At 68.5% G+C, this 11,360-nt stretch carries 11 protein-coding genes; 3 read left to right on the top strand and 8 right to left on the bottom strand.

The features are described 5' to 3' along the window. Nucleotides 1-378: 378 nt before the first annotated feature. The 8 genes from otsA to ACTHK2_RS00500 form a co-directional block, all read right to left on the bottom strand. Complete coding sequence (gene otsA / locus ACTHK2_RS00535; RefSeq protein WP_440243607.1) at nt 379-1,743, bottom strand: alpha,alpha-trehalose-phosphate synthase (UDP-forming); 1,365 nt, start codon at nt 1,741-1,743, stop codon at nt 379-381. Continuing rightward, a complete protein-coding gene (locus ACTHK2_RS00530) occupies nt 1,740-3,536 on the bottom strand; it encodes a glycoside hydrolase family 15 protein (protein ID WP_440243605.1) in 1,797 nt (598 codons plus the stop codon). The genes otsA and ACTHK2_RS00530 overlap by 4 nt, the downstream gene beginning before the upstream one ends. Next, nucleotides 3,533-4,318, bottom strand: coding sequence for a trehalose-phosphatase (gene otsB / locus ACTHK2_RS00525; RefSeq protein WP_440243603.1), 786 nt, complete (start codon nt 4,316-4,318; stop codon nt 3,533-3,535). The genes ACTHK2_RS00530 and otsB overlap by 4 nt, the downstream gene beginning before the upstream one ends. 280 nt (nt 4,319-4,598) lie before the next feature. Further along, nucleotides 4,599-5,102, bottom strand: a complete 504-nt coding sequence (locus tag ACTHK2_RS00520; protein WP_440243601.1) for a hypothetical protein — start codon at nt 5,100-5,102, stop codon at nt 4,599-4,601. A gap of 14 nt (nt 5,103-5,116) precedes the next feature. Beyond that, nucleotides 5,117-5,404: a cell division topological specificity factor MinE gene (gene minE, locus ACTHK2_RS00515; protein ID WP_440243598.1), complete on the bottom strand. Its 288-nt coding sequence runs from the start codon at nt 5,402-5,404 to the stop codon at nt 5,117-5,119. A gap of 3 nt (nt 5,405-5,407) precedes the next feature. After that, complete coding sequence (gene minD, locus ACTHK2_RS00510) at nt 5,408-6,220, bottom strand: septum site-determining protein MinD (protein WP_440243596.1); 813 nt, start codon at nt 6,218-6,220, stop codon at nt 5,408-5,410. A gap of 121 nt (nt 6,221-6,341) precedes the next feature. After that, nucleotides 6,342-7,136, bottom strand: coding sequence for a septum site-determining protein MinC (gene minC, locus ACTHK2_RS00505; protein ID WP_440243609.1), 795 nt, complete (start codon nt 7,134-7,136; stop codon nt 6,342-6,344). 7 nt (nt 7,137-7,143) lie between these two features. Beyond that, nucleotides 7,144-7,761, bottom strand: coding sequence for a GNAT family N-acetyltransferase (locus tag ACTHK2_RS00500; protein WP_440243594.1), 618 nt, complete (start codon nt 7,759-7,761; stop codon nt 7,144-7,146). 223 nt (nt 7,762-7,984) lie between these two features. Here ACTHK2_RS00500 and ACTHK2_RS00495 point away from each other — a divergent pair, with 223 nt between their 5' ends. The 3 genes from ACTHK2_RS00495 (at nt 7,985) to ACTHK2_RS00485 (ending at nt 11,268) form a co-directional block, all read left to right on the top strand. Continuing rightward, the gene (locus ACTHK2_RS00495) at nt 7,985-9,172 is read left to right on the top strand and encodes a sensor histidine kinase (protein WP_440243592.1); all 1,188 of its coding nucleotides are present in this window, start codon (nt 7,985-7,987) and stop codon (nt 9,170-9,172) included. Continuing rightward, nucleotides 9,169-9,810: a response regulator gene (locus ACTHK2_RS00490; RefSeq protein WP_440243590.1), complete on the top strand. Its 642-nt coding sequence runs from the start codon at nt 9,169-9,171 to the stop codon at nt 9,808-9,810. The genes ACTHK2_RS00495 and ACTHK2_RS00490 overlap by 4 nt, the downstream gene beginning before the upstream one ends. Before the next feature lie 300 nt (nt 9,811-10,110). After that, nucleotides 10,111-11,268: a hypothetical protein gene (locus ACTHK2_RS00485; protein WP_440243588.1), complete on the top strand. Its 1,158-nt coding sequence runs from the start codon at nt 10,111-10,113 to the stop codon at nt 11,266-11,268. Nucleotides 11,269-11,360: the final 92 nt, after the last annotated feature.

Raw genomic sequence — 11,360 nt, 5'->3', positions numbered from 1 at the left:
ATCGCTCAACACGCGCTTCGACATCGGCGTGAACAATGTCGGCGACAAGCAGCCGCCGTTCCTGTACGCGAACAACACGCTGAACGCGAACACGGACCCGAGCGACTTCGACCTGATGGGCCGTTACTACTGGGGCCGCATCACCGTGAAGTTCTGATCGTCGATTCCTGAAGGCGACATGGCCGCGCGGTTCGCCGCGCGGCTTTTTTTTTTTTGGTTCTTCGCCTGCTTGCGCAATTGCCGCGCGCAATAGCTGGCCGCGCGATGGCTTCTTTCTCCCGGCATTGCGCGCAAGGCCGCCAAGGCCCGCTACGGATTCACCGCCGCCAGGGAGATCCTGCAACGCGTGCGGCTGTCGGAAGTCGCCACGAACCCACGTCAGCCCGCGAGGCGATCGAGGAACGCCCTCCGCCACGACGCGATGTCGTCGCGCGACACGCGCTCGAACATCGCTGCCCAGCGCTCGCGCCGTTCGGCGAGCGGCATCGACAACGCACGTTCGAGGCTCTCGACGATGTCCTCGGGATCGAGCGGATTGATGATGATCGCTTCGGCGAGTTCGTCGGCTGCACCGGCGAAGCTCGACAGCACGAGCACGCCCGGGTCGTCCGGTGGTTGCGAGGCGATGTATTCCTTCGCGACCAGGTTCATGCCGTCGCGCAGCGGCGTGACGAGGCCGATGTCGGCGACGCGGTAGAAGCCGGCGAGCGTACCCTGGGTGAAACTGCGGTTGACGTAGCGGATCGGTACCCAGTCCGGTTCCGCGTAGCGGCCATTGGTGGCACCGGCGAGGCGCTCGAGGCGCGAGCGCAGGTCGCGGTATTCCTGCACCTGCTCGCGCGATGGCGGCGCGATCTGCAGGAACGACACGCGCGCGCGCCAGGCGGCATGGCGCGAGAGGAAGCGGCCGAACGCCTCGAAACGCTGCGGCAGGCCTTTCGAATAATCGAGGCGATCGACGCCGATCACGAGCTTGCGGCCTTCCAGGCTTCGTACGAGTCGCCCGGTCGCCGGGCTGCCCGCCGCCTTGCGCGCCTGCTCGGCCACCTTCTGTGCATCGATGCCGATCGGGAACGCGGCGACCTCGAAACGGCGCCCATCCGGCAGCACGGCGACGCCATCCGCATCGGTCGTCGCGTGCCGTTCTTCGCGGAAGTAGGCGAGCAGCGCGTCGCGATCGCGCCAGGTCTGCAGGCCCACGAGGTCGTACGCGGCGAGCTTGGGAAACAACTGCTCGTGGTGCGGCAAGATCGCGAGCAGGGCCGGCGGCGGCACCGGCACGTGCAGGAAGAAGCCGATGCGCGCGGCGACACCGAGTGCGCGCAATTCGGCCCCAAGCGGGATGAGGTGATAGTCGTGTATCCACACAATGTCGTCGTCGCGCAGCAGTGGCGCGAGTTGCCGCGCGAACATCGCGTTGACGCGCAGGTAGCCGGCGAAGTCGTCGCGGTGGTAGTCGAGCAGCGATGGGCGGAAGTGCAGCAGCGGCCACAGCGTGCGGTTGGCGAAGCCGAGGTAGTACTCGTCGTGGTCGGTGCGCGAGAGATCGACCAGCGCGTAGTCGATGCGCCCGGCGCGTTCGACGCGCGGCGTGTCCGCCACGTCGTCGACGATCCGACCGCTCCAGCCGAACCAGAGCCCGCCGCACTGCTCGAGCGCGGCCTGCATCGCCGAGGCGAGGCCGCCCGCGCGCGCTTCGCGTGGCTGCGCGACGCGGTTGGAGACGACGACGAGACGGCTCACAGGAAGCTCTCCCAGCTGCGCGACAGCCGCGAGGCGGCATTGATGAGGCCGACCAGCGAATAGGTCTGCGGGAAGTTGCCCCACAGCTCGCCGGTCTGCGGATGCACGTCCTCGGACAGGAGGCCGAGCGGATTGCGCCGCGCGAGCAACTGTTCGAACAACACGCGCGCCTCGTCGACGCGGCCGATCGAGGCGAGCGCCTCGACGTACCAGAAGCTGCAGATCGTGAAGCTCGTCTCCGGCATGCCGAAGTCGTCTTCGGTCGCATAGCGGTAGACGTAGTCGCCGCGGCGCAATTCGCGCCCGATGGCCTCGACCGTCGCGACGTAACGGGGATCCAGGGCATCAATGAAGCGCAGGTCGGCGAGCAGCAGCAGGCTCGCGTCGAGGCGTTCGCTGTCGAACGCATCGACGAACCAGCCGTGGCGCGGGTGCACGGCGCGCGCGAGCACGAGCTCCCGCACGCGCTGCGCGCGTTCGGCCCAGACTGCCGCGCGCGCCCCCGCGCCGAGGTGCGCGGCGATGCGCGCGAGCCGGTCGCACGCGGCCCACGACATCACCGCGGAATAGGTGTGCACGTGCGCGCGGCCGCGGAACTCCCACAGGCCCGCGTCGGGCCGGTCGTGTACGCGCCAGGCGGCTTCGCCGGCGGCCTCGAGGCGCGTGAATGCGGCGGCGTCGCCGGGTGACTCGAGCCGGCGGTCGAAGAACAGCTGCACGGCGGCGAGCACCACGCTGCCGGGCACGTCGTTCTGCAACTGCCGCCACGCATCGTTGCCGATGCGCACCGGGCCCATGCCGCGGTAGCCGGCGAGGTGCTCCGCCTCGCGCTCGAGCAGTTCGCGCTCGAAATGGATGCCGTAGACGGGGCCGAGGTCGCCGTCGGCCCCGGCGGCGAGGTTGTACAGGTAGCGCAGGTATTCTTCCATGCTGCGCGTCGCGCCGAGGCGGTTGAGCGCGCGCACGACGAATGCGGCATCGCGCAGCCAGCAGTAGCGGTAGTCCCAGTTGCGTACCGTGTGCGGCGCTTCGGGTATCGACGTCGTCATCGCCGCGACGATCGCGCCCGTGCCTTCGTACTGGCAGAGTTTCAGGGTGATCGCGGCGCGGATCACCGCGTCCTGCCATTCGGCCGGGATCGACAGGTAGCGCACCCACTCGCGCCAGTAGCCGAGCGTCGCGTCGTACGCCCGCAGGGCGTACGCGGCGGGCGATTCCGTCAGCGTCTCATCGGGGCCGAGCAGGACATGGATTTCGCGGTCGAGCAGGAACGGCAACTCGTCGCGCAGCATCGGCAGCGGCGCATCGGTGGTCGCGCGGAGCACGGTGCCGTCGTCGAGGATGAAGCGCTCGTGGTTGGAGCCGGACGTGCGCTCGGGCTTGCGTGCGCCGTAGCCGGTGAGCGGTCGCAGGCGCAAGGTGATGCGTGGCGTTCCGGCGAGCGGACGCACGGTGCGCACGATCGCCATCGGATGGAACACGCGGCCGTACTGCTTGTAGCGCGGCGCGAAGTCGGTGATCTCGATCGCGCTGCCGTCCTCGGCATCGACGCGCGTGACGAGGATCGCCGAGTTCTCGACGTAGTGTTGGTTGGAGCGCCGCTCGCCGTGGAGCGCGACGTCGAACCAGCCGGCGTCGTGCGCGCGCGGCGACAGCAGCGAGCAGAACGCCGGGTCGCCGTCGAACGCGGGCAGGCAACACCAGACGATGCGCCCACGCGCGTCGACGAGCGCGCCGATCGTGCCGTTGCCGATCACGCCGAGGTCGAGGCTCGCGGGTTTGGCGTCGCTCATGTGGACGTCTCCGGTGGATGAGCGGCGAGCGCGGCGAGCCAGCGGTGCACTGCCGCGGGATCGGCGAGCCCGTAGCGGGCGCGCGTCGGCCGACGAGGGCCGACGATCACGCCTGAACCGCCGGCGCGTTCGGCCGCATCGAAGGCGTGCTCGTCGGTGAGGTCGTCGCCGATCATCCACGGTACGCGGCCGGCGAACGGCGACTGCTGCATGAGCGCGCGCAAGGCGTCGCCCTTGTCCGCGCCGGCGCCGCGCAGTTCGACCACGCAGTCGCCGTGCTGCAGGCGATAGGCCCGGCCGCCGGCGCGCACGAGCTTTTGCGCGACATCCTCGACCACGGCCGCCATCGCCGGCGCCGCGCGCCAGTGCAGCGCGATCGCGTCGGGTTTGTGCTCGACCACCACGCCTTGGACATCGGCGAGCAGCGCGCCAGCGTACGCGCGCAAGGCGCTCATGCCATGCGAATCGCGCACCGCACGCACGATCGTGCCGCCGCTGCGGCGCAGTTCGGCGCCGTGCGAGCCGGCCGCGGCGAGTTCCGGCAGCCCGAGCAGTTCATCGATGCGTTGCAGCGATCGGCCACTGAGCACCGCGAGGGCGCCGTCGAGCGCATGCGAGAGCCGAGCGAGTAGCGCGGGCAACCCGGCGTCGACGACGACGCCGTCGGGTTCGGGTGCGAATTCGAGCAGTGTTCCGTCGACGTCGAGGAACAACGCGATCGCGGAAGGCGCCGCGTGCGGCGGCGAGGGCAGGGCGGTGGGTTTGTCGGTCGCGAGGATCATCGTCCCGATCGCCCCGTCGCATTCGGGGCCAGCGTCTCTCCGTGGCAAGACCCGATTGTCGTCCCGGCTGGATGTATCGTAGCTGACGCGCGCAGCGGTCTCAGCGCAGGCGCGGCTCAGGATCGATCAGGATCGGCGCAGCATTCACGGTCAGGAGGCTGAAACAAGCAGGACACGAAGGAAGGAAAATGAAGGGCAAGTTGGAGCCGGACACGCTCTAGACATCGTCGGCAGAAACTTCCGCGGCGGAGCTCTTGCGTGCGCGTCGTGTTTCAATCACTCATCGCGGCGCTTGCGGCAGCAGGCCGCGTGCGGCGAGCCATGCGCGCGCGTCGTCGGCGTCGTGTTCGAACCAGGCGCGTGCGCTGCCGAGGCGGAAGCTGTAGCCCCATGCGTCCATGTCGGCCATCAGGCGCGCGCTACCCACGCCGGCGAGATCGTCGGCGAGCAGGATCTGCAGATAGCAGGTCGCGTCTTCCTCGGCCTGCGAGTCGGAGGCGTCGGTGTGGATCGACGCGCGCCGCTCGGCCGGGGCGACGATCAGGTGGCAGGCCTCGTGCAGCAGCGAATGCACCGGTGTGTCGGCACGCGCATAGACCTCGTGTGCGATCACGCCTGCTTCGCTGTCGCCCCAGTAGCTGCCCGGGATGGGTTCGCCCGCGGCGACTTCGACCAGTACGAGCGCATGGCGCGCGAGCAATGCGCGCGCTGCGGCGAAGCCGATGTCGGCGAGCCTCTGCACGGGGGCATCGCTCCCGTGCGGCGCGGTGATCGCCGCGTCCATCGCACCTGCCGCCGTCAGGTCTCGTCGGTCGCCGGCGTCGACGGCGCGACGTGCTTTTCCGGCAGCGCGACCGTCAGCTCGAGCACTTCGCCTTCGCCTTCGTGCGTGACGTGGATGTCGATCGCGTCCGGATCGACGTTGACGTACTTGCGGATCACTTCGAGCAGCTCGCGGCGCAGCATCGGCAGATAGTCCGGCCGGCCGTTCGCCGCGCGTTCCTGCATGACGATGATGCGCAGCCGTTCGGCGGCCACCGATGCGGTGTTCTTCGGGCGTGAGCGGAATAGATCGAACAGTCCCATGGCTCAGCTCCCGAAGATGCGCGCGAGAAAACCCTTCTTCGTTGCGTCGATGAAGCGCATCGGCCGGTCCTCGCCGGCAAGGCGGGCGACCGCGTCGGCGTACGCCTGGCCGGCATCCGAAGCTTCGTCGAGGATCACCGGCACGCCCGCGTTCGACGCGGTCAGCACGCCCGGCGATTCCGGGATCACGCCGAGCACCTCGATGCCGAGGATGTCCTTGACGTCGGCGATGCCCATCATGTCGCCGCTCGCGACGCGGTCGGGGTTGTAGCGCGTCAGCAGCAGGTGCTGCTCGACGCCGCCGCCGCCCTGCTCGGCGCGGCGCGTCTTGCTTGCGAGCAGGCCGAGGATGCGATCGGAATCGCGCACGCTGGACACTTCCGGGTTGACCACGACGATCGCGCGATCGGCGAAGTACATCGCGAGGCTCGCGCCCTTCTCGATGCCCGCGGGCGAATCGCAGATCACGTAGTCGAAGCCGTCGTCGGTGAGCTCGTTGAGCACGCGCTCGACGCCTTCCTTGCTCAGCGCGTCCTTGTCGCGCGTCTGCGAAGCGGCGAGCACGTACAGCGTCTCGATGCGCTTGTCCTTGATCAACGCCTGCTTGAGCGTGCATTCGCCCTGGATCACGTTGACGAAGTCGTACACGACGCGCCGCTCGCAGCCCATGATGAGGTCGAGGTTGCGCAGGCCGACGTCGAAGTCGATGACGGCCACCTTCTTGCCGCGCCGGGCCAGGCCGACCGCGAGCGAGGCGCTCGTGGTGGTCTTGCCGACGCCGCCCTTCCCGGACGTGACGACGATGATCTCAGTCAATGGCGTATCTCCCTGGGTGTGGTGATTGGTGATTCGTGATTCGTGATTGGTGAAGGGCGGCCAGCAAACACGACCGGCCCCCCGCGGCTGCTTTTGCGAATCACCAATCCCGAATCACCAATCACAGCTTCTTCAACATCAACTTGTCGCCTTCCAGCCAGCACTGCACGCGTTGTCCGCGCAGGTCCTTCGGAATGTCCTCGAACACGCGGTACTGGCCGGCGATCGAGACGAGTTCGGCGTGGAATTCCTGGCAGTAGATGCGCGCGCCCTCGTCGCCCTGCGCACCGGCGAGCGCGCGCCCGCGCAGCGCGCCGTAGACGTGGATCGAACCGTCCGCGATGACTTCGGCGCCATTGCCCACGAGCGCCGTGAGGATCAGGTCCCGTCCGCGCGCGTATACCTGCTGGCCGGAACGGACCGGTTTGTCATGCAGCAGCCCGCTCGCATTCGTGCCGGGCTGCGCGGCGGGTGCGGTCGCCCGCGAATCGACGGCCGGCTCGCGCGACGGCGGTGGCGGCGTCGCGCGCGGCGGTGCCGGCGGCGCCTCGGCTGCCGCGTCGCCGGCGCGTTCGTACGACGCGCGGAACTTGGCGATCACCGGTATGCCGAGCGCCTGCGCGATCTGCTCGTTCTCGCTCGTTCCGTAGGAAAGGCCGACCGGCAGCATGCCGGACGCGCGGATCCGCTCGAGCAGGTCGCGCACGACGTCGACGTCGGGAAGGCCCGGCAGGTGGCTGAGGTCGAGTACGACCGGCGCGCGCAGGAACAGCTTCTCCGCGTTCTCGACCTTGCCGCGCAGTTCGGCCGCGAGCGCGTCGGGGTCGAGTCGTTTCAACTTGAGATTGGCGATGCCGACCTGGCCGAACTTGATTTCGGCGACCGGCTCGAGGCTCGCGAGTTCCGCCGCGGTCATCGCCACGTCAGGCACCGCCGGCGGCGCGGGCGCCGCGCATCGCCGCGTTCGGCCGCGCGCGCTCGCCGAGCCAGGGCAGCTCCGGCAGGCGGCCGGTCGGGCCGCGCAGGTAGGTGTCGCGCACGAACGGGAAGCTGCACAGGGTCTTGGCGAGCAGGGCGACACGGCGACCGTTGCTCGGCATCGTCTGCTGGCCGACCTCGAGGAAACCCCAGGTGCCGTGGAAGAGCAGCGAGACGTCGTCGCGCGGCTCGAGGAACACCTCGCAGGCCAGTTCCGGCACATGCGTCTCTGCATAGCTCGTCACGTCCGCATAGAACACGCGGCCGAGGCCGAGGCCGCGGTACGGGCGGGCGACGACGATGCGGTCGATGTAGACGAATTCCGGGTAATGCGCGCGGAACCAGAGGAAGTTGGGGCTCGCGTAACGCGCATCCTCGCGCAGCGCGATGAGGAAACCGGCGATGTGGCCGTCCACTTCGGCGACACGGAAATAGCTCGCCTCGTCGTACAGCCCGCGCAGACCGGCGACATCCAGCGGCAGGATCGTGGAACCGGCGGCGTTGTTGAGTGCGAGCACCGAATCCAGATCGTGCGGTTGCACGTCGCGGATGCTTAGGGCCATTGCTTGCTCCGTCGGATGGCATGGGGGCGTGCGGCTGCAGGCCGCGGCCACCAGTGCCGATTATCGCATGCGCCCGCGATGCGGTCATGGCGCGTTGCGGGCGCATTGGTTAGGGAAATGTTAGCCGCCCTGCTGCAGCGGCGCCCTGGCCCCGCCGCGGCCCGCGCGCCGACAATGACTTCCGGGCAGGTCGGTGGTCGGTCCGCCGGCATATCATGACGGCATGCCCTGGCCGCAGTTCAACCACATCCAGCTGCTCCGCTACGCCGGCCTGTTCCAGTACGCGAGCGTCGGCACGCCGTTCCTGCGCTACCAGACCGTGGTGGAGGACCTCGCGCAGAAGCAGTTGCCCGGCAGTTACGTGCACCTGTGGCTCGCCTGCTACATCGTGTTCGGGGTCGTCTACTGGTACCTCACCCACGACCTCGGCGACCGCCGCCGCACGCCGCTCCGGCGCGCGCTGCAGATCGCCCTGCTGGTCGTGCTGAACGGCATGGCGGTAGCGATCGGCTGGTTCAGCCAGAGCGGCATCTCGGCGCTGCTGCTCGCGGTCGTCGCGGTCGTGCTGCCGTGGCTGCTGCCGCTGCGCATCGGCATCGCCTGGATGGTGCTGCAGAATTTCTCGCTCGTGCCCGTGTTCGCGAGCATCCGCGAACCCGCGTTCAGCCTCAGCGACGCATTCCTGCAGTCGAGCCTGTATTCGGGTTTCATCGTGCTCGCGTTCGTCACGGCGCTGGTGACCAAGCAGCAGGTCGAGGCGCGCGAGGAACAGCGCCGCCTCAATTCGGAGCTGCGCGCGACGCGCACCCTGCTCGCGGAATCGAGCCGCCTCGCCGAGCGCATGCGCATCTCGCGCGAATTGCACGACCTCGTCGGCCACCACCTGACCGCGCTCAGCCTCAACCTCGAAGTGGCGAGCCACCTCGTGCAGGGCCAGGCGCAGGAGCACGTGCGGCAGGCGCAATCGGTCGCCAAGCTGCTGCTCAGCGACGTGCGCGAGGTGGTCAGCCAGCTGCGCGAAGGCGACAGCATCGATCTCACCCAGGCCTTGCGCAACCTCACCGAAGGCGTGCCCGGCCTCGCCATCCACCTGGAGCTGCCGCCGCGCTTCAGCGTCGACGATCCCAAGCGCGCGCAGGTATTGTTGCGTTGCGCGCAGGAGATCATCACCAACACCGTGCGCCACGCCGGCGCGCGCAATCTCTGGCTGACGTTCGAGCGCAGCGCCGATCGCCAGATGGCGATCCATGCGCGCGACGACGGCCAGGGTGCCAGCGAACTGCGGCACGGCAACGGCCTCACCGGCATGCGCGAACGCCTCGCGCAGTTCGGCGGCCGCGTCGACATCGTCACCGGCAAGGGGAAGGGCTTCGCCCTCGATGCCCTGCTGCCATTGGAGGGAACCTCGTGATCCAAGTCTGCCTGGTCGACGACCAGACCCTGGTGCGCCAGGGCATCCGCTCGCTGCTGGAGCTGTCCGATTCGATCCGCGTGATCGCCGAGGCCGGCGACGGCGCGCAGGCGGTCGAGACGATACCGCGCGTGAAACCCGACGTGGTGCTGCTCGACATGCGCATGCCGGGGATGTCCGGGCTCGACGTCCTCAATGCGCTCGCGGCGAAGGACCAGTTGCCGCCGACGATCATCCTGACCACCTTCGACGATGACCAGCTCGTGCTGGCCGGGCTCAAGGCGGGCGCGCGCGGCTACCTGCTCAAGGACGTCTCGCTCGACCAGCTCGTCGATGCGGTCAAGACCGTCGCCGAAGGCGGATCGCTGGTCGCGCCGATGGTCACGCAGCGCCTGCTCAGCGGTCTCGAGCGCATGCACAACGAGTTCACGAGCCTGGACCGGCCCGACCCGCTGACCGAGCGCGAGACCGAGATCCTGCGCCTGATGGCCGGCGGCTACAGCAACAAGGAGATCGCCAATTCGCTCGGCGTCGCCGAGGGAACGGTGAAGAATCATGTCTCCAACATCCTCTCCAAGCTCGGCGTGCGCGACCGCACCCGCGCGGTGCTGAAGGCGTTCGAACTCGGCATCGTCTGAGCGCCGGCGCCGCGGCCACCGCGGTCGTGTTGCGCCGATTGCGGTCTTGGCCCTCGCGCCGGCTGGCCGCCGGCCTGGCGGGCGCTTTGCGCTGCGCATTTCGCCGCCGGGGGCGCGCGGGCCACGCGTCCGGCAGGCCAGGGTCGTAGCGCATGCGCCCCGGAGTCCAGTACCATCCACCCCTTGTCCCGCCGGCGCGGGACCGTGCATGCGCGGGCACAAGGGGACGGCGTGGCCGAATCCGGTCGGGCGTCGCTCGCCGCGCGTGCAGCCAATGGCTGGGTTCTGGAGATACCTCGGATGATTCGTATTTTCGAAATTCTGATCGCTCTGCTGATCGTGTTCCTGCTCGCCGTCGTGGTCGGCGTGGTGTTGCCGGATCACGGCCATATCGAGCGTACCGTCGAGGTGCCGAGCCCGCTGCGGCAGGTCTACGACTCGGTCAACTCGTTCCGCCGTTTCCCGCAGTGGAACGGCATGCGCGCGTTCGACCCCAACCTCAAGATGACGCTGTCGGGTCCTGAATCCGGCGTCGGCGCGAAGGCGAGCTGGACCAGCGCTTCGCCGAAGGTGCGTGACGGTTCGCTCACGATCACCAAGTCCGAGCAGGACAGCAGCGTCGAGATGGCGCTCGACAACGACTGGATCGGCACCAATCGCACCTACAAGATCACGCTGCAGCCGACTGCGAACGGCAAGACCGTGAAGGTCACCGAATCCTACGACGTGGACTACGGCTGGAATCTCCTGCATCGCTTCGGCGGGCTGTACATCAACGGCGAGCCGTCGGCGATCGTGCAGGGCAACCTCGCGAGCCTGTCGGCGATGCTCGCGGGCTTCCCGAACACCGACTACAAGGACCAGAAGATCGAGGTCGTGAACGTCGATGCGAAACCGGTGTTCCTCGTCAACACGAAGGCGAAGCGCTCGCTCGAGGAAGTGGCCGACGCCACGAGCACGGCGATGACCGAGATCGATGCCGCGCTGAAGAAGGCCGGCCTGACCGCCGCGGGCCCGCGCATGACGATCACGACCGAATGGGGCGAAGAGGACTACACCTTCAGCGTCGCCGTGCCGGTCAGCGCGACGTCGTTCACGCTCGACGGGCAGACCTACAACATCGAGACGCCGGTGCCGAACCAGAGCGACGAAGGCGTCGACGAGAGCGGCCAGCCGAAGACCTACGCTGCGGGCGAGAAGGACAACAAGGGCTACCTCGTCGTCGACGGCAACGTGCGCGCGGCGCTGTGGTACCAGGGCACGGCGCTCTACACCGAATACACGGGCAGCGCGGCGCAGCTGCCGCTGATCCGCCTCAACCAGAAGGCTTACGCGGAGACGCACGGCTACCGCTACAGCGAGGGCGGCGTCGGCCGTTTCTGGGACGAGTTCATGTCCACGCCGGACACGCCGGTCGACCAGGAAGTCTATCGCGTGTACCTGCCGATCACGCGCTGAGTGCGATCGCAGAGGCAACGAAAAGGGCGGCTTCGGCCGCCCTTTTTTGTCGATCCTTTGCCGATTCAGGGGCGCGCAGGGGTTTTTTCGCG

The organism is Dokdonella sp., assembly GCF_051958935.1.
GTDB lineage: Bacteria > Pseudomonadota > Gammaproteobacteria > Xanthomonadales > Rhodanobacteraceae > Dokdonella_A.
The sequence above is the reverse complement of the archived record's forward strand: the minus strand, read 5'-3'. Positions and strand labels throughout refer to the sequence as shown.